Source organism: Pantoea phytostimulans (assembly GCF_046118715.1).
Taxonomy (GTDB): domain Bacteria; phylum Pseudomonadota; class Gammaproteobacteria; order Enterobacterales; family Enterobacteriaceae; genus Pantoea; species Pantoea phytostimulans.
In genome coordinates this window covers 1,930,565-1,956,622 of sequence record NZ_CP173698.1, presented here as the reverse complement: position 1 = coordinate 1,956,622, position 26,058 = coordinate 1,930,565, and the positions used below count along the sequence as shown (strand labels likewise).

Below are 26,058 nucleotides of genomic sequence, written 5' to 3'. Positions count from 1 at the left end.
TTATCTCGACGTCGGTGATACGGGTTGAATCAAAGTTTGTGGTGGCCAGACGCGCTTCGGCACAATGGCTGTCAATAAAAGCAGGAAGGCGGCAAAGCCAATCAGCAGCAGCCAGGTATCGCTAAGACTCAATACCAGCGCCTGATGCTTTATTAATGTTGCAAAACCACTGAGGTTTTCGGTCGCGCTAACGCTGCCGTCAGGCAACAGCGGATGGCTACTGTTGGCCTGGCTACTCTCTGACGCGGTCATTAACCACGAACGGTTGGCCGCGTTGTTGATCAAAATATTGGAGTGAAACTGCTCACGGTGGCTAACAAACCAGCTCACTAACGTTGATGCCGCAATGCTGGAAAAACCACGCACGGTATTAAACATTGCCGAGGCAAAAGGCCCCTCCGGCGGTGCGACCACGCTGGTCGCGGTCATCAATATCGGCAAGATCACCATCGGCTGTCCGAAAGCTTGCAGGATTTGAATCAGCCAAAAGTTATCTCGCGCCCAGTCGCTGGTGATCTGCATCCCCAAAAGAGAGGAAGTCACTAAACATCCCAGTCCCGCCGCCAGCATCCAGCGACAGTCAATCCAGCGAATATTGAGCAACGCCGCAATCAGTGGGGCGATGAGCAACTGCGGCAGGCCGATGGTTAACGCCAGCGGTGCAAACTGCACAGTACGGAAACCTTCAACCTGAGCAAAGTAAGCGGAAGGCAGGGCAGATCCTGAAAGCGAAACGATCAATACGCCTGCCAGCGCCAGTAATCCATGTGTCAGATTACGGCGTTGCAGCATCTGTAACTTAAACAGGGGCAGCGGATGAAACCATTCGTTAATCAGGAACACCACAAACAGCGGCAGCGCGGTCAGCAGCATGCCGGCAATTAACGGCGAATCGAGCCAGTCGAGACGTTCACCTTGAGTGAGCACCAGGATCAGCAGTGACATGGCGCTGCAGCCGGTGAGCATGCCAAACAGATCAATCTGCTTAAAACGTTCAATACGCAGGGGATCCTGTGGCAATCCGTAGCCAATCAATACCATTGCGATAAGCATCGCGGGCACGACTTGCCAGAACACAAACATCCAGCTGACATCATCGGTCCAGAACGCCGCCAACGATGCGGCCATATTAGGGCCAAACGTCGCGGTTAAGGCATAAGCGCCAAGACCATACAGTTTTAGCGGTGGCGGCAGAAAGCGCAACGCAACGGTCATCAGCATCGGCGGCAGCGCACCGCCAAATAAACCCTGTAATACGCGTAAACCGATAAACATTGCCGGGGTTGGCATCAATGGCAGCAGAATGCCGGTCAGCATAAAACCCGCCGCCACCGTTAATGTGAAGCGGCGTAGCGAGAAGGTAACGGCAAACCAAGGCGCGATCATCATCGCCGCCACTTCGGCGGCCTGATAAGCAGAAATTATCCAGCTACTTTGATCGTAGCTGATGCCGGTAGCCGCACGAATATCAGCTAAAGCGATATCGGTAACGCGATCGTTTAATCCCGAGGTCAGTGCAGCAATTAATACGCCGATCAAACCCAGCGCAAGGCGCAGAGTAAAAGGATGGAGCGCCGGCGCGGGGGCTGGCTTGACGGTCATAGCAGGTGATCTCTTGTTTTTATGATGCAGTGTATTGCGATGTGATACAGGTCGTAATCTTACATCCCGATATGCTGTATTGCAATGTGGTACAGGCTGTAAAAAGTGTTTTTTTCGCGTTACAGTAGGGCAGCTCAAACAGGACGACGCTATGGCTCAACTTCCATCCAGCCGCGAGGATGAAAAAACCGGTGGTATTCAGGTTATCGCTCGCGCAGCAAAAATCTTAAACGCCCTGGGAGAACATCCAGGCGGCATGAGCTTGGGAGAAATCGCGCAGGCGGTTGATTTACCCCGCTCAACGGTACAACGCATTGTTGCGGCGCTCGACAGTGCGCAATTGGTACGCAGTACCGGCGCAGGGGGTTTGCGACTTGGCCCGGCGCTGCTCAAACTTATTTCAAGCGTGCACACCGATGTGGTGGATTTAGCGAAGCCGCTGCTGGAAAAATTGTGCGCCGACATCAACGAAACCGTTTCACTGGCGCGCGCCAGCGGCACGCAATTGGCTATCGTGCATTATGTGGTGGCAACGCGTGAACTGCGCGTAGTGCCGCGTATAGGGTTGAATCTTCCGCTTTACAGTACGTCTGGTGGTCGGGCATTGCTGGCGTTAGAAAGCGATGAAGATGTGCGGGTTATGGTGGGTGAAGCTTACCGTGAACTCACTGAAATGACGGTGAAAACCCTGCCTCAATTGCTTGAACGAATCGCGGAAGTACGTGAAACCGGCATCTCTTACGATCGGGGTGAAACGCTGGAAGGCATCTCCACCATGGCGGTGGCGCTAGACACGCTGTTTGGCCGTTTCTCTGTCTCTTTACTGGTACCGACTGCACGATTTCTTAAGCACGAAGCTCGCTATCGTGAAGAAATACTCAAGTGCAAAGACGCGCTGGTGCGCGAAATTGGCAAAATCGCCGCTGTAGAAGGATAACCCTTTGATGAAAACCTTGTTAATGGCCATTGATAATTCGCCGGTCTCTGAAAAAATTATTTCGTTGGCCACTGATGAAGCGCTGGCGCATAACGCGCAGGTTGTGGTGCTGTGCTGCATTGACCCATCTTATTCCTCTTGCAACCAACCGATTGAGATTGATGCAGGTGAAGATCCCGCTGATTTCCTTGCCGCGCAAGATGAGCAAAACAGTGCCGAGATGGTGGTGCGCCGTGCATTGGCATTACTGTTACGTGCTGGCGTAAATGCGCGCGGAATGATCCTGGCGGGCGAAGCGGCTGATACCATCATTGCCCAGTCGGAACAGCTTCAAACCAGCATGATTATTATGGGTCGTCGCCATCTTTCATCCTTTAATCGCTTACTGAAAGGATCAGTGAGTGCTTCTGTGATTGAACGAGCCCATTGCCCGGTTTTAATTGACGTTCGTAAGGACTAACTTTTCCGCATGACCTCTCTGTTCATCATTACGCTGGTGGCTTTTGCGCTGCTGGCGTTGATTATCATCGTGCTGATAAAAACGACGCGACTGCGAGCCTGGCAAGGCGTGCTTATTTTTGTTTTTCCGCTGCTCCTGGCGAATTTAATCTGGTTCAGTTGGGTACAACCCAAGCAGCAGCAAGCGCAGCAGCGCGAAAAAGCGGTGCTGCTGCTGTCACAAACGCCCGGTTATCGCGTTTTACAACAGCAGGAACCTGCGCTGTGGCAATTGCTGGTACAGGAGCTCTTGCACAAAACCCGTGCGGGTGAATCACCGCAGCAGGCGATTGGCGAACTGCGTGGTTGGCTGGCGGATGTCATTAATCAGCGTTTGATGCGCGCATCAGATAAAGCCGTCGTAAATTATATCGGTGTTTCAGTGCAGGAGATGCAGGCGCTGAACCAGCGCGATCCGCAGCTCTGCTTTCGCTATCTTTATCCGCAAGTTAGCGGCGGTGTGAATGTTGAGAAAACCCTTTCTGCCGAGTTGAATAAACTGGACGCGCAGGCGATGGAACAGCTGTTGCTGGCCAGCACTGGCGCGGAACAGCCAATGGATAAAGTCACAGCCCAGCGGGATCTGCAAAATATCGTGGCACATCTCTATAAAAAATGGGGAGATAAGCTGCAGCAATTGAACATGCCAGCCGATACCGCTGTAGATCGTTCATCAATGTGCGTGATGTCGATCGATCTTTATAGCGCGATTCTCGCATTACCTGACAAGCAAGCGGCCAATTTGCTTCGTAGAATGATTGCACTTTCCGGCTAGCAGGCAAAAAAAAACCCGCTCAGCGCGGGCTAGAAAGGTCAAGATGAGTTTTTCTTCTGGATTTTACCTGGTGTGGTACAGACTTCGTTTTGTCTGAATGCATCTTGTCACGCCGTTGATGATAGATATAGCCGTTTAATCTTATTGATTTAATCGGTGAAATCTCGTGATATTGAAAGAATTCGCGCATTAATCCTATGGATGCGTCTGCTGTAGCGGCTTACACTGCGCGGCAATGTGAGGACATGAAAAAATGAATAAATTATTAACCGGCGCACTGGCGCTTATTCTGTTGAGCGGTTGTACTGCCAACAAACCGGGAGCATTTGAACGCATTGATGAAGATACCCGTTCAAATACAGTGCAATATCGTTTTGATCCAGAGAAAGTTAATAAAGACGCGCTGGACATTGATCTGGCGGAATATTGCAATAAGAAAGGATTTGATAAAGTTGAATCTTTACCGGCGCAGGATAGCCATATTCCAGGTCTGAAGAAGGCTTGGTATCAATGTAATTATGCGGTGAAGAGTTAATAAAATAAGGGCGGGATACATTGTCCCGCCCTGATCTTGTTTTTATTTTATGCTGTGTGAAATCTTTGCCCGTTAGCGGCGATGATACCCGCCATGGTTATTGCCATGATAACCGCCGTGATGCCCTCCATGATAACCTCCGCCTCCATGATATCCGCCGCCGTGTCGCGGTCCAATGATACAGCCGCTAAGTAAAGTAATTAGCGCAAACACCGAAGCGACTTTAATAATATTTTTCATGGAAAGTTCTCCTCTTTTCCGATGACTACGACACTACGCCGGAAAAATGGAGTGAAGATGCACAAAATGTAGAGTTATTTAGAGAGATATTTCGGAGTATTACAAAGTGCGGTTTTTTGCAGCAAGAAAATATAATCCAATCAGAATTCACTGAATAGAAAATACTATCGGCGAGAATAGTCCTAAAATCAAGAGAAAATAATTCTCATTTCGGGCGAAATTGCCGCTACATTATTATCAGGTTATCTGATTGGGAGAGAGCAATGCCACATACAGTTAAAACAGCGTTAGCTTTACAAGCTGAATTAGGCGAATGCCCGTTGTGGTCAGTCAAGGAGCAGGTTTTATGGTGCGTTGACATTCTGGCACCCGCTATCCACTGCTTTGATCCACGCAGTGGTGAAGTGAAGACCTTTCCGCAGGTTGAAGAAGTGGGATGCATTGGCTTACGGGAAGAGGGCGGCTTGATTGCAGCGCTTCGTAGCGGTGTGTGGTTGCTGGATGCGCAAGGCAAGCCACAACGCAAAGTGGCAGACAATCCGGGCGTTGCGGCGAAAAGCCGTTTCAACGACGGACGCGTCGATCCCTGGGGCAACTTTTGGTGTGGCAGTCTTTGGGAACCACAAGACAAAAACGGTGGCCTGCTGTGCCGAGTCAATTCAGCGTTGGAACTGGAAGTAAAAGCGCGTGACATAAAAATCTCAAACGGCCTGGCTTTTTCCGCCGATCGCCGCTGGATGTATCACAGCGATACGCCGAACGAGGTGTTATATCGCTATCCGTTGAATGAGAGCGGCGAACCGGGCGAACGCGAACTCTTCCGCCGTTTTGATGCAAAAGGCGGTTTGCCCGATGGCGCCGCGGTCGACAGTGAAGGCTTTTACTGGTCTGCGCAATTTGATGGCGGGCGCGTAGTGCGTATCGATCCCAACAGCGCAGAGATTGTTGATGAAATCGCCCTGCCAGTGAAATGGCCCACCATGGTGGCGTTCGGAGGCGCGGATTTGAAAACGCTCTATATCACCAGTTCACGTGAAGATCGTACCGAGGAAGAGCTGGCACGCTACCCGCAATCAGGCGACATTTTTTCGGTGGAGCTTGATATTGCAGGTCTTGCTGAGCCGCTGTTTCGCGGCTAAAACGAAAAAGGGCTGCAACGCATGCAGCCCTTTTTTCAGCACTATTGTGCCGCAGGGTATGTGCGGATCAGTTGCGCTGTAACAGCTGCTTGCCGGGGGCATCACGCTGCGGTAGACGAACGGTCAATGACAAAAACAGTGAGATCACTAATAACGTCATAATCAAGCTGAAGGTGACAGTGAATCCACCGAACAGCGAAGCCACCAGCGATCCCATCACGCTACCAATACCAAAGCCGAGATAAATTAATCCATAGTTTTTGGTCAAATTATTCAGGCCGAAGAAATCACTGACCAATGACGGAAACACGGTAATCGTGCCGCCGAAACTAAAGGCGACACAGGCGACTGATAAGAAGAAGGTGGTTTCATTCATCTGGGTGAAGAGCAATACGCTCATACCGGTCAGTGACACAATCTGCGCCAGTGAAATGACGCGAATACGCGCCATCTTATCTGACAACACGCCGAGGATTAAACGGCCGCTGAGGTTAGCAATCGCAATCACCGTTACCGCGTTTGCAGCAGTTTGCGTTGTCAAATGCACCAAGCCTTCACCAATATCTTTCGCCACCCCGATAACGTACAAACCGCTCATGCAGGCAGTCAGGAACATCAACGCCAACATCCAGTACTGCGGTAAGCGTACCGATTGCGCCAGCGTGTAATCACGTGTCCGTTCGCGAATGGCATTCGCTGCGCTTTGTTGTGGTGCTTCACGCATCATCAAGGCACCGATGATAATCATCGACATCGCCAGCAGACCCCAAATAATGAAGGTTTGCTCCAGACCAAAGCGTGTGAGCAGCGCGCCACAGATGAATTTGAAACCCAGGCTTCCCAAACCATATGCACCAATCGCACAGGCTGAAATCATGCCTTTCCGCTCAGGAAACCACTTAACGCAGTTCGATAATGTCATCAGATAACCCGCGCCATCCGCCAGACCCACTAAAATACCGGCGCTGAGATAGAGCATCATCAGGTTGTCCGCATGGGCTGTCAGCCAAAAGCCCAGCGCCATTAAAATGCCCGCGCCAATCGTCACGTTACGTACGCCAAACAGTTCCTGCAATTTACCCGCCAACGACGACGCGACAGCCAGACCCAGGCTGAGCAGTCCAAACGAGAACGCCACCTGACTGACTGAGGCATCCAGTTTTTGTGATAACTGCCCGTTGAATAAACTCCAGGTGTAAACCGAACCCAGTGCAAACTGCGTAATCACGGTGCCGATCAGGGTAAGCCAGCGCGTACGCTGGTAAGACGCTTGTTGAGTCTGATTCATGACTTATCTCTCCCGCCTGGGAATCTGGAAACTGCATTCAGGTTACTTCAGGCTTTCGCGCGTAGGAGAAACAACGGAATGAACGCAACGGTAAACGGAATGAAATGCCACTAAGCGGGTATGAACGGTTTGTCCCGCCAGATGTAACCGAAGCGGCAAAGTAATAAGTAATGGTAATTAGCCGTAAGATAATGTTTCAATCAGCGCGTTGCGAAAGCAAGTTTGTAGTTTTTTTGCCAGGCTAAGGGTTCACTTATCAGGAGGAAATATGAAAGACCGTACATATGAATCCGTTACCAGCGAGAATGAAGTGTGCTGCATTATCGGTCAGGCTGTGATTGAACTGAGCGTAGAGCAACAGCCGGTAACAAAGTCGACTCTGGCGTTGAAGCTGCTGTCGATGGCCGATCGTGATAGTGACGATGAGCGTGTGTTGCTTTACTGGATTGCGCGTAAAGCCATCAATCAACCACAGAAACTTAATATAAACCAACAACAATGGGCCTGACACTCAACAGAATGCGGGCCGAAACCCGCAATCCAGTCAAGCAATAGCGCGGCGACGGATCGTCGGCCAGCGGGCAAACATCACTAAATTGCCCAGCAAGATCATGACAAGGCCAAGGATGGCGCTTGCGTGCCAAACATACCCTTCATAGCGGGTTGATAATGCCAATGCGACCAGCGGGAACAGCAGCGTGCAATAGGCGGCCTGACTCGATCCAATACGGCCTACCAACGTAAAATACGCAGCAAAGCCAATCACCGAGCCAAATATTGCCAGATAACTTAATGCCCCCAACCATTGCACGTTCCAGGTAGGTTGCAGCGATTCACCTTGCACCAGCGATAACGCCGCCATCACTAACGCGCCATAGAGCATGCCGTAACTGTTGGTGGTCAACACATCGCGTTTCACGCGCTGATGGCGATTACTGATCATATTGCCAAACGAAAAGCCCAGCGTACCGAGTGCGCTTAATCCAATGCCCCACAGCAACTCGGCTGAAGCTTGGGTGTCACGCAGGTCATGCCAAAACAGGGCGACGATACCGCCAATACCCAGCAAGGCGGCGGGGAAGAGGCGTGCTGAAGGTCGTTGACGAAAGAAGATCCAACTGTTGAGAGCGTTATACAGCACCGCCATCGAAAAGATCACCGACTCCAGTCCACTGCTGATCCACGCGGCTGCATGATAAAAACAGACAAAGTTGAAGCCGAAAACACAGCAGCCTTGTAACAGGCAAAACAGGTGATCGCGCAGCGTTAAGCTCTGCAGGCGTTTGAACAGACGCAGCGCCACCAACATCACCCCAGCAGCCAGTAGAAATCGCCAGAACACCGCCACGGTGACAGCACTGCCGCCCGCAGCCTGTTGTGCGTAAATGGCAATCCAGGTGGTGCCCCAAATGATGACGACGGAAAGGTATAAAAACAGGTTCATTGCGATTCTCCATACCAGAATGGGCGCAGTGTATGCCGCCTCTGGCAGGCTGGCTTGCACCGGGCTGCGCTGAACTTGCAAATTCTTGCGCATTTTTCGCAGTCGTCCCGATGAGACCTGTTTTCTGTCCGCCTTCCGCCGTAAACTCACCGCATGTGTTTAAGGGACCGATGCGACGATGAGCACCTACCAGACGTTTGATATTCTGCAACGCGCCAATGCGCAGTTACGCGATACGGTGCATTTAAATAGCGGTGTTCAGCTGGCGGCGTGGTTTAACCGTGGCGTGCGGGTGACCAATCTCAGCGATCATCACACGCTCAGTCTCTACGTTGCCGACGGTTATGACACATGGCATAAAACGCCGCACGGCTGGCATAACGGCGGCGGCCCCGATCGCTTTTGTTTAATGCCCGCAGGAACCGAATCCACCTGGGATGTGCGAGCAAACTTGTCGTTTGTACACCTTTACTGTACCGAAACTCAGATGCGCCAGCTGGCGGAACAGACGTGGGATCGCAGTCCTGCGCGGCTCACGCTCGATCAAAAAGTGTTCGCCGATGACGATCGTATCACCCAACTCTATCGCCATTTTTTGCTGAGCTGCGACTGGCAACAGCCCGCTAACCAGCTCATGCTGAGCAGCGCCTCAACGCTGCTTCTGACACATCTGTTGCAGCAGTACAGTGACGTTCAATGGCAATTACCGCAGGTGCGTGGCGGGCTGGCACCAGCGGTACAGCGTCGGGTGATGGAGTTTATTGACGCGAATCTCGATCAACCTTTAACGCTCGCGGAGCTGGCGCAGGAAGCAGCCTTAAGTGAGTTTCACTTTGCCCGCATGTTCCGTCACGCCGTTGGCGAGGCACCTCATCAATTTATTATGCGTCGCCGCATGCAGCGCGCACAGCAATTGTTGGCACAGCCGCAGCTTTCACTTACTGATATTGCATTACGCTGTGGGTTCTACTCTTCCAGTCACTTCAGTAATCGCTTCCGCCAGGTTCACGGTGTTTCACCCTCTGTTTATCGCCAAGGGATGGGCTGAAGCTGATAAGAAATATCGGTGCACTTCAGGCGTTCTGCGCCATGTCTATCGGACTCATATCTCTCACTGCGGGAAGAGATATGAGCAAGCCACACCGTCAACCTTTCTGATTTCCCCGGCGAGTATCAATAAGCCTTATTTAAGAAAAAAAATAAAAAATATTGCTTCTTAGGTCACACGCTATCTTCCGTTTACCCGGTAATGGACGAGATCTCATTTTTAATAAAAAATTAAAAAATCAGATCCCTCATGAGATTTGGGTTTTCTGCACAATTTTTAACCTTAAGTCAAATTGATCATTTGCCGTACACCCTTATTCCATGGGCCTTGCAGAGACGTCGTAAGAAATTTCTTATAAATCAGAAAGATGATCTCTTTTTGCCACATGCATTATTTGAAATATTAGGTTACATAATTTTACTTCCAATCACACAACTAACGTTTCTAAACTCCGTCCATAGGGGATTATCCGAATTTTTTCTTTTCAGATAAATACCCAAAAAACACAGTGTCAGCATGCTAGTGAATGGAATGTGCTTGCTTTTGACGCCTGTTTTTTGATTCACGTCGGATGATGTGAACAGGGGGGTTGTGCTGGCATGGTAAGCCGTTCTTATTAATTTCTCACTGGTATTGACCGTTTCTATTACTCCATAGAACAGGGACAGCCATGTCTAATTCCTATCAATCCGAGATCCCAAAGGCTCGCGTTAATATCCAACTGAGTGTGCATACCGGCGGTGCGCAGAAGAAAGTCGAATTACCTCTCAAACTGATGGTGATGGGCGATTACAGCAACGGTGCCGAGCAACGTCCGGCGTCTGAGCGTGAAAAAGTCGACGTCAATAAAAACAACTTCGACAGCGTGCTCGCCGAATTCTCCCCCTCCGTCAATCTTTCTGTAGAAAACACCCTGGCCGGTGACGGCAGTGAAGAAAACGTCAGCCTCTCTTTCGCTCAGATGAAAGACTTCGAGCCGGAGCAGGTAGCCCGTCAAATCCCGCAGCTCAAGGCGATGCTTGCCATGCGTAATCTGCTGCGCGACCTGAAGGCTAACTTGCTGGACAACGCGACCTTCCGCAAAGAGCTGGAAAAAATCCTGCTTGACCCAACGCTTAGCGCAGAACTGCGTAATGAGCTGTCTGCCCTGGCACCAAAACAAGCCTGAAGGTCGTGATGTTTAACGGATTAACGAAGAGAAGATGCTGATGTTTGTGAAAAATGAAAATGCTGCCGGCGGGGAAAGTATCGTGCCGGATCGCCCGGAAGCAGGTGGTGTGTATGCCACCCTGTTTGAAAAAATCAACCTGAACCCGGTGTCAGAGCTGAGTGCGCTTGATATCTGGCAGGACAACCAGGCAATGTCGGATGCGACGGCCGATGAGCGTCTGACCGCCGGCATGCAGGTGTTTCTGGAGTGCCTGAGCAAAGCGGGTTCAAAAGTTGAAAAGCTGGACAAAACCCTGATTGACCACCATATCGCCGAGCTGGATTTTCAGATTAGCCGCCAGTTGGATGCAGTCATGCATCATCAGGAATTTCAAAAGGTTGAGTCTTTGTGGCGCGGGGTGAAGTCCCTGGTCGACAAAACCGACTTCCGTCAGAACGTCAAAATCGAACTGCTGGACGTGTCGAAAGATGACCTGCGTCAGGATTTTGAAGACGCGCCGGAGATTATTCAGAGCGGATTATACCAGCACACATATACCGCAGAATACGATTCTCCGGGCGGAGAGCCGATTGCCGCGCTGATTTCTGCCTACGAGTTTGATGCCTCTGCGCAGGACATGGCGCTGCTGCGTAATATCTCCAAAGTGTCCGCTGCCGCCCATATGCCGTTCATCGGTTCTGCGGGTCCGAAATTTTTCCTTAAGGACAAAATGGAAGAGGTCGCGGCTATCAAGGACATTGGTAACTACTTCGACCGCGCCGAATACATCAAGTGGAAATCCTTCCGCGAGACGGACGATTCCCGCTACATCGGTCTGGTGATGCCGCGCGTGCTGGGCCGCCTGCCATACGGCCCGGACACTGTGCCGGTGCGCAGCTTCAACTACGTCGAAGAGGTGAAAGGCCCTGACCACGATAAATACCTGTGGACCAACGCTTCCTTTGCCTTTGCGGCCAATATGGTGAAAAGCTTCATCAGCAACGGTTGGTGCGTGCAGATTCGCGGCCCGCAGGCCGGCGGTGCGGTGCAGGACCTGCCGATCCACCTGTATGACCTGGGCACCGGCAATCAGGTGAAGATCCCGTCTGAAGTGATGATCCCGGAAACCCGCGAATTTGAATTCGCCAACCTCGGCTTTATCCCGCTGTCGTACTACAAAAACCGCGACTACGCCTGCTTCTTCTCGGCTAACTCCGCGCAAAAGCCGACGCTGTATGACACGGCGGATGCGACGGCTAACAGCCGTATTAATTCCCGTTTGCCGTACATCTTCCTGCTGTCGCGTATTGCGCACTACCTGAAGCTTATTCAGCGTGAAAATATCGGCACGACGAAAGACCGTCGTCTGCTGGAGCTGGAACTAAACACCTGGGTACGCACGCTGGTGACTGAAATGACCGATCCGGGCGATTCACTTCAGGCGTCACACCCGCTGCGCGATGCGAAAGTGACCGTAGAGGATATTGAAGATAATCCGGGCTTCTTCCGCGTGAAACTGTATGCGATCCCGCACTTCCAGGTTGAAGGCATGGACGTCAACTTGTCGCTGGTTTCCCAGATGCCGAAGGCTAAGGCATAGACAGAAAACGATGAAAATTTATCGTCCACTGTGGGAAGACGGGGCCTTTTTGGCCCCACAACAGTTTCAGCAGCAGGCGCTGTGGGATGCGCATGTGACCGACACGGTCGCACGTATGGGGCTGGCTCACCCCTGGGGCGTGGTGGCCGCTTCGTTTGATGATGCCGGACTGGCCTTGTCCCGCCTCAATGCCACCCGTCTGGTGGTGCGATTTGCGGATGGCACGCTGGTGGATACCGACCTGTCGGACAATCTGCCGCCGGTCTGTGATCTGTCCGCCGCACAGGCGCAGGATGCCGTAGAAGTGCTACTGGCGCTGCCGTTGCTGAGTGCCAACGGCGGCAATCTTGATGACGGGAGAGACAGTGAACGCCCCCGCAGGTGGAAAGCCGAGCGGGTGCCGGTGCAGGAGCTGGCCGGAAACGAACGCGGCGAACTGGCCATCCTTCGCCATGCGATGACACTAAGGTTGTCTACACAGGAAAATACCGCCTGGCTGACCTGTCCGGTAACACGCCTCGTGCGCAATGCTCAGGGGCAATGGAGTCGGGATCTGACCTTCATTCCGCCGTTGCTTTCTCTTGCCGCGAGCCCGCTGTTGATAGCGGAACTGGGTGACATTTATAAACGCCTTCAGGCACGACGCCAGCGCCTGATGGCTATGCGGCGTGAAAGCAACGAACGGATGGCCGACTTTGCCGTTGCGGATGTTTCTCTGTTCTGGTTGCTGAATGCCCTGAACAGCGCTGAGCCGGTACTGGCAGAACTGCTACAAAATCCCACCCGTCACCCCGAACTGCTGTATCGCGAACTGGCCCGTCTGGTGGGCAGTCTGCTGACGTTCTCACTGGAGCATGACGCCGCCGATATTCCGGTTTACCGGCATGAAGCGCCGGAGCAGGTATTCCCGCCGTTGCTGACGCTGCTCGATAACCTGCTCGAGGCCAGCCTGCCATCGCGGGTAATCAGCATTCATCTCGAGCGAGACGAGCAGATCTGGAAAGGATTACTGCACGATGCGCGTTTGCGTGAAGGGGCGGACTTCTACCTTTCCGTGCGTGCTTCCATGCCGAACCATGATCTGCAGGTGAAATTCCCGCAGCTATGTAAGGCCGGCAGTTTTGATGATGTTTCCGAGGTGGTGAACGTGGCCCTGAGCGGCATGGTGATTAAACCGCTCAGCCATGTTCCTGCGGCCATCCCGCTGCGCCTGGAGAACCAGTATTTTGCGCTGGATCTGAGTACAACTGCCGCCCGAGCCATGCTGGAGGCCGGCAGTTGTACCTTCTACACCCCGCAATCGCTGGGGGATGTGAAACTGGAACTTTATGCGGTGCTGCGTACATGAAACCCTCCGATTTGAGCCAGATAGAACGCATTTTTTACCCCGGCTGGCTGATGGCGAGCCAGTTGCGCGGTGGGCAGGAAGTCCGGGACGGTGAACGGCTCTACCGGCAGGCCCGCCGCCTGGTGGAAGAGGCCCGTACCGCGCTGGCCGATGCGGGGTACAGCGAAACCCAACGGGATCACATGGTGTATGCCCTGTGTGCCCTGCTGGATGAAAGCGTACTCAACCGGGGCACGTCTGATGATGGTTATCTGACCTGGCACCGCGATCCGCTGCAGGCGTACTTCTTTAGCACGCTTAACGCCGGTGAGGAGTTATGGGAAAGGATCCGCATGCTTCTCAAAGAAACTGCGCCCGATACGGCGGTGCTGACCTGCCTGTACCGTACGGTGCAACTGGGCTTTGTAGGGCAGTACCGTGCACAGGATGACGAACGCCGTGAGGATGTAGTGCGCAGGTTGGGTCAGCGAGTGCCACCGTTTCAGCTTGCCCACGATGCGCCGGTTATCGTCAGGGCATCGCGCCTGCGCAGCGGTCGCCGGTGGTACTGGCTGTCCTGGTTTGCCGGCACCGTGGTGCTGGTCGCGCTCTGGTTTTTCCTCTCCTCATCTCTTACCGAGATGGTGAACCAGATAATCAGGCCGGGGTAAGCGATGCGTGATATTTACCGGGCTCTGCTGCCAGCACTGGCGGGTCTTTTTGCCCTGTGGCTGATACTGGGGTTCTGGCCACTCTCTGTGAGTAGCCAGGTGGCGCTTTGCCTGCTGGTTGTCCTGGTCTGTGGCGTCGTGCTGTGGCGGGAGTGGCGAGTATCGCAACGCCGTCACGGAACGGTTAATCACGTGACCGAGGACAGTCTGCCGCCGGAGGACTTCCAGGGGGCGGTCATCCTCGCCTGCGGGGACTCTGCGGCGCTGTTCGGGTCCGAAACCCAACACCGTGAAACCCGCCAGGGGTGGTACCTGCGGGTCAATGATGCAGAACAACTCCCTTTGCTGGTGCAACACCTGAGCCTCGTGCGACCGGCGCTGGTGTCACAGATTTCCGTACTGCTGGCGACGTTGCCTGAACACCATCACAGCCCGGATGATTTTACCCAGTGTCTTCGGGGCTGGCAGCGTGCTGTGGTGCAGTGTCGCCCGTGGCTGGGCGGTTTGCCACCCGTATGGTCCGTGACCTGGGTTTCACCGCCAGGGGCTTGTGTGCAGGAAGTGCCGGTCTGGTTTACCACGATCAGTCACCGTGCTGGTATTCAGGTCCATCAGCCCGGGCAGGGAAACCGGCAGCTTGCTGACTGGCTCAATGAAATCGAGCCCTCCGGGCGCTTTAGTCGCCTGAGTCAGGCGCTGTGGCTTAACAGCCTGCTGGGCTGGCAGGGGGGTCAGATAGACAGTTTGCTGACAGCCCGGCAGGGAGAACTGCCCGCACTGAAGATTTGTGCACAGGGTTTTTGCATGGTGCCGGTCAGCGGGCAGGCCAATAGCCTCTGGCAACAGCATATTGCCGGCATAACGGCATTGCCGCCGGAGCGGGTGGATTCTGCAGACCCGCTTCCTCTGCCAGAACTGCTGCTTCCGGGTCTGCCGCGTCGCAGGGGTATCAGTCGACGGATGGCGTTCTGGCGTCATGTGGGCCTGCTCGCAGGCGTTTTCCTCGCGCTGGTGATGCTAGCGTCTTTTATCAATAACCAGCGTCTTATCCGCAGCGTGGGCGACCATCTTGCACTCTACTATCGCCTCAGTGGCGAGCCTCCGGCACCAAAATCGCAGGCTCAACAGCGCCTGCAGGCTGACGGTCGCCTGCTGGATGACTGGCAGCGTCGGGGAGAACCGCTGCGTTATCGCATGGGCCTGTACCAGGGATTGCGCCTTGTGGCACCTGTTGAGGCGGCGGTCAGTGACTGGGCTCCGCCAGTCCCCCCGGCACCTGTTATCCAGAAAATCGTACAGGGACCGAAAACGGTTCGCCTCGACAACCTGTCGCTTTTTGACTCCGGCAAAGCGGATCTGAAGACGGGGTCCACCAAACTGCTGGTGAACTCCCTGGTGGGTATCAAGGCCAGGCCGGGCTGGTTGATTGTTGTCAGCGGACATACCGACAACACCGGCAATCCCCCCCTCAATCAGACACTCTCGCAGAAACGCGCCGAAGCGGTGCGTAACTGGATGCGCGATACCGGCGACGTGCCCGAAAGCTGTTTTGCGGTGCAGGGCTACGGCGAAAGCCGGCCTGTTGCAACCAATGATACCCCGGAAGGCCGTGCGCTTAACCGGCGTGTCGAAATCAGTCTGGTACCGCAGGCAGATGCCTGCCAGATGCCCGATACAAAACCAGCGTCACCGGATGAACGTGACGTTTTAACTCAATAAATGGAGAAGTAAACCATGGCAATTCCTGTTTATCTTTGGCTCAAAGACGATGGCGGTGCGGACATTAAAGGGTCCGTAGACGTTAAGGACCGTGAAGGCAGTATCGAAGTGGTTGCACAGGAACACACTCTGTACATCCCGACCGATAACAACACCGGCAAGCTGACCGGAACCCGCATTCACACCCCGTTCCTGTTCACCAAAGAAATCGACTCGTCCAGCCCGTATTTGTACAAAGCGGTAACGACAGGCCAGACGCTGAAATCTGCTGAGTTCAAGTGGTACAAAATCAACGACGCAGGCCAGGAAGTGGAGTACTTCAACACCAAGCTTGAAAACGTGAAACTGGTGAAAGTCGCGCCGAAAATGCACGACATCAAAGACCCGGGCTACGAGAAGCATAACCACCTCGAAGCGATCGAACTGCGTTACGAGAAGATCACCTGGACCTACAAAGACGGCAACATCATTCATTCCGACTCGTGGAACGAACGCGCCACCGCCTAAGTTACTCGTCATATTTCGTGCGGTAACGGCGTTGGCTGCGTTCGCTTACCCCGGTCACTTACCGCTGTAAGCTCCCGGGGATTCGCGTACTTGCCGCCTTGTTACCGCACGAACTATTTAGAGTAACCACTCAGACGGGCAGTCCGTTCTGCCCGCCTTTTTCTTTGCTGAGCGCCTGCGTGACGGACGTTGAGCAAAGAAACCCACAAACTGCCAGCCTGACCGCATGCGCTTTGGTCCCCCTGAACGGGAAACAGCGAGGGGCGGTAGCGTGTCCGGCAGTTAATAAAGAGAGAGAGTTATGGAAAATCCAGCCATCCTGTTGCGACGTCTGAACCCTTACTGCGCCCGCGCCATGGAAGGGGCGGCCTCCCTGTGCCAGACCCGCGCCCATGCGGAAATCCTGCCGGAGCACTGGCTGCTGAAACTGCTGGAACAGGGCGAGGGCGACCTCACGGTGCTGGCGCGTCGCTACGAATGGGATATGGACGCGCTGTGGCAGGATTTGCTCGGCTGGCTGGATACACTGCCACGCTCGGTGCGCGGGCGACCGCAGCTGTCTGACAATATTCAGACGCTGATGCAGCAAGCCTGGCTGATTGCGTCACTTAACGGAGAAGCGCAAATGCGCAGTGTCCATCTGCTGATGGCGCTTATCGGTAAACCAAAACTGGCACGCTGCGACGGTCTGTGGCCGCTGCTGACGCTGGGGCAGAGCCAGCTGGAGTCTCTGCGACCGCTGCTTGATGCGCAGTCGGACGAGCGACCGGAGGTTCAGCAGGCAGCAGAGCTGGCGCAGAGGCACGTCGGCGAGGTCGAATTCGTTGGCCGCCCGGTGGGCGCTGACGTCAAAGAGGGTGAACTGAACCCGGCGCTGCAAAGCGCACTGGATAATTTCACCCTCGACGTTACCGCCAAAGCGAAAGAGGGCAAGATTGACCCGGTGTTTGGTCGTGATACTGAAATTCGTCAGATGGTGGATATTCTCTCAAGACGTCGTAAGAACAACCCCATTCTGGTCGGCGAACCGGGTGTCGGTAAAACGGCCCTGGTGGAAGGTCTGGCGCTGCGCATTGCCGAGGGCAATGTGCCTGAATCGCTGAAAACCGTCAGCCTGCGTACCCTTGACCTTGGCCTGCTGCAGGCGGGCGCGGGGGTGAAGGGGGAGTTTGAACAGCGTCTGAAAAACGTCATCGATGCGGTGCAGCAGTCACCTACCCCCATTCTGCTGTTTATCGACGAAGCGCACACCATTATCGGTGCGGGCAATCAGGCGGGCGGGGCGGATGCCGCCAACCTGCTAAAGCCGGCTCTGGCGCGTGGCGAACTGCGCACCATCGCGGCCACTACTTGGTCTGAGTACAAACAGTATTTTGAACGTGACGCTGCCCTTGAACGCCGTTTCCAGATGGTGAAAGTCGACGAGCCGGATGATGAGACCGCCTGCCTGATGCTCAGGGGCCTAAAATCCCGCTACGCCGAACACCATGGTGTGTACATCACTGACGATGCGGTGCGCGCTGCCGTCACGCTGTCCCGACGCTACCTGACCGGGCGCCAGTTGCCGGACAAAGCGGTCGATTTGCTGGATACCGCGAGCGCCCGGGTGCGCATGAGTCTTGATACCGTGCCGGAAGCCATCGCTCATCTAAACGCGCAGATGACCGCGCTCACGCTGGAAGAGCAGGCGCTGCTGGAAGATACCGCTGTCGGCGGTCATTCCCAGGGTGAGCGGCTGGATACCATTAAAAAATTGCGTCTGGTATTGAGTACGGATATCGCTACACAGGAACAGCGTTTCGTGCAAGAAAAAGCGCTGGCAGAACAGCTGATGGTTTGCCGTCAGGACATCAGCCGTCAGGCCGACATCCACGACCTGCAGCAACAGCTGGAAACGCTACAGCAGGATAATGCGCTGATTCAGGTGGATGTGGATACGCGTACTGTCGCCAACGTGATTGCCGACTGGACCGGCGTGCCGCTCTCCTCATTAATGAAGGATGAGCAGACTGAACTGCTGAGTCTGGAGCATGAAATTGGCAAACGCGTGGTGGGCCAGGATGTGGCGCTGAACGCCATTGCGCAGCGGCTGCGCGCCGCCAAAACCGGACTCACCTCAGAGAACGGCCCGCAGGGCGTGTTCCTGCTGGTCGGCCCGAGCGGCACCGGTAAAACCGAAACCGCGCTCACGCTGGCGAATGTGCTGTACGGCGGCGAAAAGTCCCTTATCACCATCAACCTGTCGGAGTACCAGGAGCCGCACACCGTCAGCCAGCTGAAAGGGTCGCCGCCGGGCTACGTCGGCTACGGTCAGGGCGGCATACTGACTGAAGCGGTACGCAAGCGCCCGTACAGCGTGGTGTTGCTTGATGAAGTGGAAAAAGCACACCGTGACGTGATGAACCTGTTCTACCAGGTGTTCGACAGGGGTTTTATGCGTGACGGAGAAGGGCGTGAAATCGACTTCCGTAACACCGTTATTCTGATGACCTCGAACCTTGGAAGTGACCATCTGATGCAGCTGCTGGATGAACAGCCGGATGCCACCGAAGGCGACCTGCACGAACTGCTGCGACCGATCCTGCGCGCCCACTTCCAGCCGGCGCTGCTGGCACGTTTTCAGACGGTGATTTACCGCCCACTGAGCGAGCCGGCAATGCGCACCATTGTAGAAATGAAGCTCGGCCAGGTCAGCAAGCGCTTACATCGCCATTACGGTCTGACCACCCATATCGACGAGAGTCTGTTCGACGCCCTGACGGCTGCCTGTCTGCTGCCGGATACCGGTGCGCGTAATGTCGACAGCCTGCTAAACCAGCAAGTTTTGCCGGTGCTGAGCCAGCAGTTACTTACTCATATGGCCGCGAAGCAAAAACCAAAATCGCTGACGCTGGGATGGAGTGATGAAGAAGGGATTGCGCTAGAGTTTGCTCATGGCTGAAAAAAATCAGGATAAAGCAAAAGAAGGTAGTGTCAGGTTACTGATGACAGGTGAAATACAGCTGGCACAGTCGGTATTTGCGTCAACGATTGAGTATGCAAGCGTGTGGATCCACAAGGACAGCTATCTGCCGTTTAATCTGCAGAATGAAAATACGGCAATGACACCGAACGGTGAGCTGTATTTTCGTAATCAGTACCATGATGACTTTTCGCTGTCGACCGATGATATGCAGCATCTCTTTATCCATGAAATGAGCCACGTCTGGCAACGGGCCAGAGGGATGAATGTGATTGGTCGGGGACTTGTCAGCTGGCTGGTGAGTTATCGTTATACGCTTGATGGCCGGTTGTTAAGTGATTACCCGATGGAGCAACAGGCGCAGATCATTGCGGATGATTTTACGTTGCAAACTCAGGGATATAAGGTATGACATCGATTGTGGGGGGGGTAAAAATCCAACCATTACTCTGGATGGAAATACTACGGAGTCAGTAATACGTGAACAATACAAAATTGCATTACGGGGGTTCCCATGGTGAAAGTGTATGGCTTTCGTATGTTTTGGTCAGTTGTTTTTTCTGGCATGTTTCTGTTGATATTAACTGGATGCCCTGGTCCGGGAGACAGGTTTATCCCGCATGAAAGCACTTCTGTTAGTAAACAGGGAAATAACATATGTTTTAACGTTATTGATGCTCAGGATTACCAACCTGCTGACATAGGGATAAATCCACGAGAAACCCCCTCTAAGGAAAAAGATTTTAATTTTTCTCCTGGCCTCACGATCGTTGATGGGAAGTTATGTATCCCCCCTTCTTTTTATTATTTCCCTGATAATGGGAAGTTCATTGTCGAATATATATTAATTTCAAAGAAACATGATGATGAGCCACGGAAGTTCGTTGTCGGCGTGGGGATAGATCATGGGAAGGTTTATAATTTTCCGTTGACCGATCGTGAAATTGCAAGGCCGTATGGTTCAATTCAGGTGTCTGAATAATAAATATATAAATTACTCTCCAATGACCAGGCCATCATCGCAGTTAATTTATTAAAATTTTAGCCTTATTTCTGCTCATCATCGCCGGAATTATGTTTCTTCCTGATGCTTTTATTTACACATCTGTTAAGCATTTTATTTCCGTCAGGAGCGATGGTGAATACGCGATGAATAATTTTAAGATAAACGTGTTGCTGATTAAAACCCTCGCCTGCGCCCTCGGGGCTGGAGCCGTAATCACTCTTTTTCGTACTCGCTGAGTACCCCTGATTAAACCTGTTACTTGCCCTTCGGCAAGAATGTCATGGACTGCAGGTTATCCCATGGAGTCAATATCATGAGTCTGACAGATACGCTTAAAAATACCCTGTCTGCGTTAACTGAAGGCGGAATAAACCGCTACCGTCTGGATATTCCATCCTGTACAGCATCACTGGATGTGGAAACTTTCAGCGGCAAGGAGTTCATGAGTGAGCTTTATTACTATCAGGTTATCTTTACCAGCAGTAACCAGAATATCAGTTCAGCGCAACTGTTGACCAAGCCGGTCAGGCTGACCATGGGAACCGGGCCACTGATGGGGCTGACCGGGCAGAAAGTAGTGCATGGGGTGGTAACGCATTTCAAGCGTATCAGCGGTTCACGCGATCAGGCGACGTACCAGATTATTATCGAGCCATTCCTGTCTCTGCTGCGCAAGCAATTTCGTACCCACCGCTTTTTTGTCAATAAGTCGGTACCGGAAGTTGTCACCGAAGTATTGCAGGAGCACGGCCTGAAAGGCTGGGAGTATGAGTTCACCCTCAAAGCCGACTATCCGAAGCGTGAACAGATTAACCAGTATCAGGAAAATGACTTCGCGTTTATTGAGCGTCTGCTGGCCGAAGTGGGGATTTTTTACTTCTTTACCCTGCAGCCGGACACCCAGACCGAAGTGGTGCACTTCGCAGACAAGCAGAGTGCGTGGACGTTCGGTAAATCTTTGCCACTCAACAGCCCGTCAGGGATGAGTGATAATGCGGCGGATTCGGTATGGGGCATTAACGTCAGGCATAACGTGGTAGAAAGTACGGTGACGGCCAGTGATTACAATCATCGTGAAGCGCAGAAAGTCCTGACATCCGCACCGGCGGATATGACCCGCGGCGACGGGGAAGGAAACACCTACGGCGATGTGTACCACTATCGTCCGCGTCATCTGGACAGTGGCGACAAAATTACCCCCACCGCTGAGACCGGCAACTTCTGGGCACGCATGGAGCATGAACGCTTCCTGTCCACCCAGACAACGGTCACCGGCAGCAGTACTGATGGGACCCTGAGCCCGGCGCAGGTGCTGACCATCACCGAAACAGTTCTTGCGCCCACCTTGCCTTCGGCAACAGAAAACGGGCTCATCATCGTGAATGCCGGCTACACCGCCAGCCGCAAGAATGCCCTGCGTGTCGAATGGACCGCAGTACCGTACAGCGAAACCCGCTGCTGGCGTCCGCCGGCTAAAAAACGCCCGGTCATCAGCGGTACGCTGACAGCCCGCGTCACCAGCGCTAAAGACAATGATATGTATGCCTGGCAGGATGAAGCCGGCCTGTACCGGGTGAAATTTGACGCCGACCGCGATGACAAAGGCCAGGGCATGGAAAGCATGCCGGTGCGTTTCGCCAAGCCTTACGGTGGGGACAAGTACGGCTTTCACTTCCCGCTGATACAGGGCACTGAAGTCGCGATTGCCTTCCACGAAGGTGACCCGGACCGGCCGTACATCGCCCATGCTATGCATGATTCCCGTCACCTTGACCACGTTACTGAAGCCAACAGCACGCGAAATGTTATCCGCACCGCAGGCCTGAACAAGCTGCGGATGGAAGACAAGCGCGGCGAAGAGCACATCAAACTCAGTACGGAGTACGGGGGCAAGACACAGCTTAATTTAGGGCACAACGTGGATGATGACAGGCTGCTGCGTGGTGAAGGGGCTGAATTGCGGACGGATGACTGGGTGGCCATTCGCGGAGGTAAAGGAGTGTTCATTTCGGCCGATGCACAGCAAGGCGCACAGGGGCGAATGATGGACATGGAAGAGGCGATACAGCAGCTTAAAAACGCGCTATCGCTGGCAAAAAGCTTAAGCAACATTGTTCAGAAGGCTGAAGCTACGCGAGGTGATTCAGGCTCCCAGGAAGAACTTAATAATGCTCTGGATGATCTGAAGCAAGCAGGTATCTTGGCGCATGCTCCTGACGGCATTGGGATTGTTAGCCCTAAATCGGTGCGTGTAGCTTCAGGTGACGCAAGCGTCGGTCTAATGTCAGGAAAAAATACGGATATCAGTGCCGGGGAGTCAATTACGCTTGCTGCTACCAAAACAGTCAGTGTGTTTGCGCAGGCTGCAGGAATGCAACTGTTTGCAGGAGCCGGGAAAGTGGATATCCAGGCTCAGGGAGGAGAGCTTAACGCAGAGGCGCAGCAGGACATCACGATAAGCAGCTCCGAAGGGAAAGTCACCATGAATGCCAGCCAGGAATTATCGATTACCTGTGGCGGAGCATATATCAAACTCAGTGGCGGGAATATCGAACTGGGTGCGCCGGGAAATATTTTACTGAAATGTACTAATGCTCAAAAAATGGGACCGACCACGCTGAATACCCCACCGCGTACATTCCCGAAAGGGTACGGCGAGGGTTTCACATTAAAAGATCCCGAGAGCGAAGAAATTCAACCCTTCACGTTTTTTAGGATAACAACCGGGGAAGGTGAGATTTATGAAGGGGTTTCTGATGAGCAGGGAAAAACAATGCGGGTGTTCACAGCGATGCCATCGGCTTTGAAAGTTGAGTTTCCTGATGAAGAAATGGTTGATAGCAAGGAAGAGCTGTCATGAGTACAGCAACTACGTCTCTCGAATGCAAATATCCGGATGCCTGGACAGGTAAACAAAAAAAATATTGGGTTGAGATTCAACTGCTGGATGAGCTTGAGAATCCCATTCCCAATATGCCATATGTGGCTGAGAATGCAGCGACCCGAAGTCAGTGTGCTTCTTACACCGGCAAAAGTGACGCCAGCGGTATTATTCGAATAGAGGGACTACATCCTCTTGAGCTTATTTTGCATATTGAGGCAAACCCGCTTGCTGAGGAGATGGAAAAAAGAGCGTTACGACGCATTGGGCGGGCTGAGGATGATTCCACTGTAAAACCCAAAGCAACTGTTGAAGGATACGAGTATCGTTATCTGAAAATAGGCCAGCTGTGCAATGCTCTTCCTGAGATGATGCCGGAATGGAAAGATAAAGAAAATCCACCTAAATACCATTTCCCCGACACCCGGTTTGCCGGGCAGACGATAAAAAATCTTAACTGCCGGTACGTTTTTGAAGTCTGCCCATTTCGGGCATGGTCATTAATACTGCACCATCAAACGGATTATTCGATAGTTAATGCCTACAACTTTGGGATAATGGCCAATCTTTCTTATTCCAGAGAAGTCCAGATTATTCATTATTTCGAGCGTGAATGTGTCGATCTCTCTGCTGCGCCAAAATTAAGTGATGCGAACGATTATTACGCCGTTGTCAAAGATGTCCCATTTAGCCAGCGTTATATTAATCCGCGATTCTCCACCACCGCCGGGAATATTATTGAGCATGATACCCAGTTATTTTATATTTCTAACGATGAACATGTCATTGTTGCCTGGCGAGGTACTCAGGAGCCGAGGGACTGGTTGACGGATATAACCTTCAGCCCACAGGAGTGTCCATCTTACCTTGCACCAACGGGTAAAATTCATAAGGGTTTTTTAGATGCTTTTGAGTGCGCTAAGGATAAGTCACCTTCGAGTTTTGATGATATAAAATCATTTATAAGTCAAAAGAAACAATTATTTTTATGTGGGCACAGTTTAGGAGGTGCGTTGGCCTTAATTTATGCCGCAGAGTTAAAATCGATTCAACCCTTACTCTACACCTATGGCATGCCGAGAGTTTTTACCGCCGACGCTACCCTTCAGCTTACGGATGTGACTCATTACAGGCACGTTAACGACTCGGATACCGTTACCAGCGTTCCACCTGATGTTAACCTCTATAACTGGTTTTATGAGGTATATGGTCCCATAGGATCCGTACTTGGCACTACGTGGTCTATTGCAGAACTGTTCTCACAAAAGATTACAGGCATCACAATGGGGGATTGTTTCTGGCACCATGGTGACATTGTACTGTTCTATTTCACCACCCAGGTGGTGGAAAGTTTGCAATGTGAAGGCTCGATGAGTGCCCCCCATTGTAGAAAGATAAAATATCGTTTACCTAAAAAAACAAAATATTATTTAATTCCTTCTCTAGCAGAAGATAAAAATATCTCGGCGAAAATTCAGGATATACAATTTATTCGCTCTTTAACACCCGACAGCATGAAGACGTTTTTCCCGAAAAACACCAACCCGGATTTGGACTCCGTGTTAACCAATCCGCTAAACCATTCTATGCCGTCAGCCTATCTACCGTATATCAACAATCAACTGGTGGAACTGGTGTGTCCTGATGCTCCCTGGAAACGGAAACAGAGCAACGCTACATTCGAAAAACAGATGTCAGACTCCGGCATCCCGGATAATGAACAGGAAAGAAACCGGCTGTTTGCCGCGTTGCAACGCTTGGTGGTTGAAACCCTGAAAGTCACAGAGCAGATGCCTGAAGGAGGGCCAGCCTTTGAGCGTTTCCGCAAGACAAAACAGGAATACGATGAATGAAAAGGACTAATATATTATACCTGCTACCGTTATTAGCACTTAGTGGTTGTGCGCTAAGCGAAGAGCTTTCTCCGCCACCGGATGGTAAAACTGTAAAAATTGTCGTCGTTAAACCCGCTGATATCGATATTCTGCCGATGGATGTGATTTATCGCTCGGAAAAATGCAGGGACAAAATATTTACCTCAACAGGAGCGGTAAGTTCACGGGCTGGTTATCATCTGCTTACCGTACCTTTTAAGTCAGAAATGGGTAGTGGCACCGTAAGTAACCGTGTTGCATTGGACGGTGGCGGTCAGTGTGAATGGAAGCTCAGCAATATTCGTTTCCAGTTTAAGTTCAGCGATATGACGAAATTTGGGGCTGGTATTAAAAAGAACATTCCTAATGATATAGTTTTTGTTTTTGACAACAACTCTCCTCCCCGTGGGAATGGGCATTATGAAGATGTCTATGGGGATATAAAAATAAAAAATGATTACTATCCCTTGGTTATATATGATCGCATTATTGATCATGCGAAAACTCTTAGTATTGAAAGTGAAAGGATGCTGACTTATAAGGTTCATGATGGGAGGAGTATTTTTTTTGAGCCTCATGTATATTCTGATAAACTTGTAAAGATATTAGGTCCGGAAAAAATTGGCGATAATACACTTTCAATTTATCCAGATGGAACTCAAACCATCAAGAAAAAAGGTTCTTACCCGCTCGATTTTAAAAAACTTAATGAAATAAAATGAATTTGCTTATGTGTAGTCTCGATGTATATAAGCTGATTTTGGCCTTTTTATATTATTCAGTACATTATTATTGAGGATTTACGTGGCTAAAATAATTAAACCGAAGGTCTACCTTTGAGCGCTTCCGTAAAAA

At 52.2% G+C, this 26,058-nt stretch carries 22 protein-coding genes and 1 pseudogene; 19 read left to right on the top strand and 4 right to left on the bottom strand.

What is annotated here, in order from left to right; all coding sequences use genetic code 11:
* Positions 1-1,602 carry an MFS transporter gene (locus ACF2G4_RS09050; protein WP_409075914.1) on the bottom strand — a complete coding sequence of 534 codons (1,602 nt, stop codon included), beginning with the start codon at positions 1,600-1,602 and terminating at the stop codon, positions 1-3.
* A 151-nt stretch (positions 1,603-1,753) separates the two neighbouring features.
* On the opposite strand from ACF2G4_RS09050, the gene ACF2G4_RS09045 reads away from it, so the two are divergent.
* From ACF2G4_RS09045 to ACF2G4_RS09030, 4 genes are all read left to right on the top strand, one after another.
* Entirely contained in the window at positions 1,754-2,539 is a 786-nt protein-coding gene (locus ACF2G4_RS09045) for an IclR family transcriptional regulator (RefSeq protein WP_243077466.1), read from the top strand.
* 7 nt (positions 2,540-2,546) lie between these two features.
* Positions 2,547-2,999: a universal stress protein gene (locus ACF2G4_RS09040; protein ID WP_409075913.1), complete on the top strand. Its 453-nt coding sequence runs from the start codon at positions 2,547-2,549 to the stop codon at positions 2,997-2,999.
* Between the two features lie 9 nt (positions 3,000-3,008).
* Entirely contained in the window at positions 3,009-3,812 is an 804-nt protein-coding gene (locus ACF2G4_RS09035; RefSeq protein ID WP_409075912.1) for a hypothetical protein, read from the top strand.
* A 253-nt stretch (positions 3,813-4,065) separates the two neighbouring features.
* Entirely contained in the window at positions 4,066-4,347 is a 282-nt protein-coding gene (locus ACF2G4_RS09030) for a hypothetical protein (RefSeq protein ID WP_215846001.1), read from the top strand.
* 72 nt (positions 4,348-4,419) lie between these two features.
* Here ACF2G4_RS09030 and ACF2G4_RS09025 read toward each other — a convergent pair whose 3' ends face one another.
* Entirely contained in the window at positions 4,420-4,587 is a 168-nt protein-coding gene (locus ACF2G4_RS09025) for a hypothetical protein (RefSeq protein ID WP_215846003.1), read from the bottom strand.
* Positions 4,588-4,850: 263 nt separating this feature from the next.
* Here ACF2G4_RS09025 and ACF2G4_RS09020 point away from each other — a divergent pair, with 263 nt between their 5' ends.
* Complete coding sequence (locus ACF2G4_RS09020; RefSeq protein ID WP_409075911.1) at positions 4,851-5,726, top strand: SMP-30/gluconolactonase/LRE family protein; 876 nt, start codon at positions 4,851-4,853, stop codon at positions 5,724-5,726.
* Between the two features lie 67 nt (positions 5,727-5,793).
* Here the strand turns inward: ACF2G4_RS09020 and ACF2G4_RS09015 are convergent, their stop codons facing one another.
* Positions 5,794-7,014, bottom strand: a complete 1,221-nt coding sequence (locus ACF2G4_RS09015) for an MFS transporter (protein ID WP_215846008.1) — start codon at positions 7,012-7,014, stop codon at positions 5,794-5,796.
* Positions 7,015-7,282: 268 nt separating this feature from the next.
* Between ACF2G4_RS09015 and ACF2G4_RS09010 the strand changes: the two genes are divergently transcribed.
* Positions 7,283-7,522 carry a hypothetical protein gene (locus tag ACF2G4_RS09010; protein ID WP_215846009.1) on the top strand — a complete coding sequence of 80 codons (240 nt, stop codon included), beginning with the start codon at positions 7,283-7,285 and terminating at the stop codon, positions 7,520-7,522.
* 36 nt (positions 7,523-7,558) lie between these two features.
* Here the strand turns inward: ACF2G4_RS09010 and ACF2G4_RS09005 are convergent, their stop codons facing one another.
* A complete protein-coding gene (locus ACF2G4_RS09005) occupies positions 7,559-8,458 on the bottom strand; it encodes a DMT family transporter (RefSeq protein WP_215848233.1) in 900 nt (299 codons plus the stop codon).
* 178 nt (positions 8,459-8,636) lie between these two features.
* On the opposite strand from ACF2G4_RS09005, the gene ACF2G4_RS09000 reads away from it, so the two are divergent.
* The 13 genes and pseudogenes from ACF2G4_RS09000 to ACF2G4_RS08940 all read left to right on the top strand — a co-directional run bounded on the left by ACF2G4_RS09000 (position 8,637) and on the right by ACF2G4_RS08940 (position 25,925).
* Entirely contained in the window at positions 8,637-9,506 is an 870-nt protein-coding gene (locus ACF2G4_RS09000) for a helix-turn-helix domain-containing protein (RefSeq protein WP_409075910.1), read from the top strand.
* 670 nt (positions 9,507-10,176) lie between these two features.
* Entirely contained in the window at positions 10,177-10,674 is a 498-nt protein-coding gene (tssB, locus tag ACF2G4_RS08995; protein ID WP_243077470.1) for a type VI secretion system contractile sheath small subunit, read from the top strand.
* A gap of 34 nt (positions 10,675-10,708) precedes the next feature.
* On the top strand, positions 10,709-12,256 hold the full coding sequence (tssC, locus tag ACF2G4_RS08990) for a type VI secretion system contractile sheath large subunit (protein ID WP_409075909.1): 1,548 nt from the start codon (positions 10,709-10,711) through the stop codon (positions 12,254-12,256).
* Between the two features lie 10 nt (positions 12,257-12,266).
* Positions 12,267-13,604, top strand: coding sequence for a type VI secretion system baseplate subunit TssK (tssK, locus tag ACF2G4_RS08985; RefSeq protein ID WP_409075908.1), 1,338 nt, complete (start codon positions 12,267-12,269; stop codon positions 13,602-13,604).
* Positions 13,601-14,254 carry a type VI secretion system protein TssL, short form gene (gene tssL / locus ACF2G4_RS08980; protein ID WP_409075907.1) on the top strand — a complete coding sequence of 218 codons (654 nt, stop codon included), beginning with the start codon at positions 13,601-13,603 and terminating at the stop codon, positions 14,252-14,254. The genes tssK and tssL overlap by 4 nt, the downstream gene beginning before the upstream one ends.
* A gap of 3 nt (positions 14,255-14,257) precedes the next feature.
* Positions 14,258-15,973, top strand: coding sequence for an OmpA family protein (locus tag ACF2G4_RS08975; protein ID WP_409075906.1), 1,716 nt, complete (start codon positions 14,258-14,260; stop codon positions 15,971-15,973).
* A 15-nt stretch (positions 15,974-15,988) separates the two neighbouring features.
* Positions 15,989-16,480, top strand: a complete 492-nt coding sequence (gene hcp / locus ACF2G4_RS08970) for a type VI secretion system effector Hcp (RefSeq protein WP_215846017.1) — start codon at positions 15,989-15,991, stop codon at positions 16,478-16,480.
* A gap of 301 nt (positions 16,481-16,781) precedes the next feature.
* Positions 16,782-19,421: a type VI secretion system ATPase TssH gene (gene tssH / locus ACF2G4_RS08965; RefSeq protein WP_409075905.1), complete on the top strand. Its 2,640-nt coding sequence runs from the start codon at positions 16,782-16,784 to the stop codon at positions 19,419-19,421.
* Positions 19,414-19,963, top strand: a pseudogene (locus tag ACF2G4_RS08960) (type IV secretion protein Rhs). The gene tssH and the pseudogene ACF2G4_RS08960 overlap by 8 nt, the downstream one beginning before the upstream one ends.
* Positions 19,957-20,424 (top strand): putative T6SS immunity periplasmic lipoprotein, encoded by a 468-nt coding sequence (locus tag ACF2G4_RS08955; protein ID WP_409075904.1) that lies wholly within the window; start codon positions 19,957-19,959, stop codon positions 20,422-20,424. The pseudogene ACF2G4_RS08960 and the gene ACF2G4_RS08955 overlap by 7 nt, the downstream one beginning before the upstream one ends.
* Positions 20,425-20,761: 337 nt before the next feature.
* Positions 20,762-23,308: a type VI secretion system Vgr family protein gene (locus ACF2G4_RS08950; protein WP_409075903.1), complete on the top strand. Its 2,547-nt coding sequence runs from the start codon at positions 20,762-20,764 to the stop codon at positions 23,306-23,308.
* On the top strand, positions 23,305-25,182 hold the full coding sequence (locus ACF2G4_RS08945) for a lipase family protein (RefSeq protein WP_409075902.1): 1,878 nt from the start codon (positions 23,305-23,307) through the stop codon (positions 25,180-25,182). The genes ACF2G4_RS08950 and ACF2G4_RS08945 overlap by 4 nt, the downstream gene beginning before the upstream one ends.
* Positions 25,179-25,925, top strand: a complete 747-nt coding sequence (locus tag ACF2G4_RS08940; RefSeq protein ID WP_409075901.1) for a hypothetical protein — start codon at positions 25,179-25,181, stop codon at positions 25,923-25,925. The genes ACF2G4_RS08945 and ACF2G4_RS08940 overlap by 4 nt, the downstream gene beginning before the upstream one ends.
* Positions 25,926-26,058 lie beyond the last annotated feature (133 nt).

Bases quoted from the DNA above. Each gene is read 5' to 3' on its own strand.
- ACF2G4_RS09050 (WP_409075914.1), bottom strand. From the start codon at position 1,602: ATGACCGTCAAGCCAGCCCCCGCGCCGGCGCTCCATCCTTTTACTCTG.
- ACF2G4_RS09045 (WP_243077466.1), top strand. From the start codon at position 1,754: ATGGCTCAACTTCCATCCAGCCGCGAGGATGAAAAAACCGGTGGTATT.
- ACF2G4_RS09040 (WP_409075913.1), top strand. From the start codon at position 2,547: ATGAAAACCTTGTTAATGGCCATTGATAATTCGCCGGTCTCTGAAAAA.
- ACF2G4_RS09035 (WP_409075912.1), top strand. From the start codon at position 3,009: ATGACCTCTCTGTTCATCATTACGCTGGTGGCTTTTGCGCTGCTGGCG.
- ACF2G4_RS09030 (WP_215846001.1), top strand. From the start codon at position 4,066: ATGAATAAATTATTAACCGGCGCACTGGCGCTTATTCTGTTGAGCGGT.
- ACF2G4_RS09025 (WP_215846003.1), bottom strand. From the start codon at position 4,587: ATGAAAAATATTATTAAAGTCGCTTCGGTGTTTGCGCTAATTACTTTA.
- ACF2G4_RS09020 (WP_409075911.1), top strand. From the start codon at position 4,851: ATGCCACATACAGTTAAAACAGCGTTAGCTTTACAAGCTGAATTAGGC.
- ACF2G4_RS09015 (WP_215846008.1), bottom strand. From the start codon at position 7,014: ATGAATCAGACTCAACAAGCGTCTTACCAGCGTACGCGCTGGCTTACC.
- ACF2G4_RS09010 (WP_215846009.1), top strand. From the start codon at position 7,283: ATGAAAGACCGTACATATGAATCCGTTACCAGCGAGAATGAAGTGTGC.
- ACF2G4_RS09005 (WP_215848233.1), bottom strand. From the start codon at position 8,458: ATGAACCTGTTTTTATACCTTTCCGTCGTCATCATTTGGGGCACCACC.
- ACF2G4_RS09000 (WP_409075910.1), top strand. From the start codon at position 8,637: ATGAGCACCTACCAGACGTTTGATATTCTGCAACGCGCCAATGCGCAG.
- tssB (WP_243077470.1), top strand. From the start codon at position 10,177: ATGTCTAATTCCTATCAATCCGAGATCCCAAAGGCTCGCGTTAATATC.
- tssC (WP_409075909.1), top strand. From the start codon at position 10,709: ATGCTGATGTTTGTGAAAAATGAAAATGCTGCCGGCGGGGAAAGTATC.
- tssK (WP_409075908.1), top strand. From the start codon at position 12,267: ATGAAAATTTATCGTCCACTGTGGGAAGACGGGGCCTTTTTGGCCCCA.
- tssL (WP_409075907.1), top strand. From the start codon at position 13,601: ATGAAACCCTCCGATTTGAGCCAGATAGAACGCATTTTTTACCCCGGC.
- ACF2G4_RS08975 (WP_409075906.1), top strand. From the start codon at position 14,258: ATGCGTGATATTTACCGGGCTCTGCTGCCAGCACTGGCGGGTCTTTTT.
- hcp (WP_215846017.1), top strand. From the start codon at position 15,989: ATGGCAATTCCTGTTTATCTTTGGCTCAAAGACGATGGCGGTGCGGAC.
- tssH (WP_409075905.1), top strand. From the start codon at position 16,782: ATGGAAAATCCAGCCATCCTGTTGCGACGTCTGAACCCTTACTGCGCC.
- ACF2G4_RS08955 (WP_409075904.1), top strand. From the start codon at position 19,957: ATGGTGAAAGTGTATGGCTTTCGTATGTTTTGGTCAGTTGTTTTTTCT.
- ACF2G4_RS08950 (WP_409075903.1), top strand. From the start codon at position 20,762: ATGAGTCTGACAGATACGCTTAAAAATACCCTGTCTGCGTTAACTGAA.
- ACF2G4_RS08945 (WP_409075902.1), top strand. From the start codon at position 23,305: ATGAGTACAGCAACTACGTCTCTCGAATGCAAATATCCGGATGCCTGG.
- ACF2G4_RS08940 (WP_409075901.1), top strand. From the start codon at position 25,179: ATGAAAAGGACTAATATATTATACCTGCTACCGTTATTAGCACTTAGT.